Origin of the sequence: Emticicia sp. CRIBPO, assembly GCF_009905725.1 — a bacterium.
Taxonomy (GTDB): domain Bacteria; phylum Bacteroidota; class Bacteroidia; order Cytophagales; family Spirosomataceae; genus Leadbetterella.
The window spans coordinates 1-1130 of record NZ_JAAAKV010000031.1 but is presented as its reverse complement, the minus strand read 5'-3'; the positions used below and the strand labels follow the sequence as shown (position 1 = coordinate 1130).

At 46.2% G+C, this 1130-nt stretch carries 1 pseudogene; it reads right to left on the bottom strand.

The features are described from left to right. A pseudogene (locus tag GVN16_RS25935) lies at positions 1-1130 on the bottom strand (hypothetical protein); the annotation flags it as partial.

The window sequence follows — 1130 nt, the reverse complement described above, 5'->3', positions numbered from 1 at the left end:
GAAGGAATATCGACTGATACTGTAGGTTTGGCAACAACGGTAATCGTCGAACTTGACGAGTTAACTGAACCGCAACCTGAACCTGAAGCAGTAACGACCACCCTGTAATATTTAACACCTGCAGTTGCCGTTGAAACATTTAAAGTTGTCGTTGTTTGTCCTGCAATATCTGTCCAGCTTGTATTATTAGTAGATTCCTGCCATTGGTAAGTGACAGTTCCTGTTCCATTGGAAGCAGTTGCTGTCAAGGTAACTGTTCCGCCGACACAAACTGTGGTTGAAGGAATATCCACTGCCACCGCCGGTTTGGCCACCACAGTTACTGTTGAACTTGAAGAGTTAGCAGATCCGCAACCTGAACCTGATGCTGTAACTACGACTCTGTAATATTTAACCCCGGCAGTGGCGGTTGAAACATTTAAAGTTGTTGTTGTTTGTCCCGTGATATCTGTCCAGCTTGTATTATTCGTAGATTCCTGCCATTGGTAAGTAACAGTTCCTGTTCCATTGGAAGCAGTTGCTGTCAAGGTAACTGTTCCGCCAATACATACCGTTGTCGAAGGAATATCGACTGATACTGTAGGTTTGGCAACAACGGTAATCGTCGAACTTGACGAGTTAGCCGATCCGCAACCTGAACCTGAAGCGGTAACGACCACCCTGTAATATTTGACACCTGCAGTTGCCGTTGAAACATTTAAAGTTGTCGTTGTTTGTCCTGCAATGTCTGTCCAGCTTGTGTTATTTGTTGATTCCTGCCATTGGTAAGTGACGGTTCCTGTTCCGTTGGAGGCTGTTGCTGTCAGCGTCACTGTTCCGCCGACACAAACTGTGGTTGAAGGAATATCCACTGTCACCGTCGGTTTGGCTACCACGGTCACGGTCGAACTTGCAGAGTTAGCCGATCCGCAACCTGAACCTGAAGCGGTAACGACAACTCTGTAATATTTGACACCTGCAGTTGCCGTTGAAACATTTAAAGTTGTCGTTGTTTGTCCGGTGATATCTGTCCAGCTTGTATTATTCGTTGATTCCTGCCACTGATAAGTTACCGTTCCTGTTCCGTTGGACGCAGTTGCTGTTAAAGTTACTGTTCCGCCCACACAGACTGTGGTCGAAGGAATATCGAC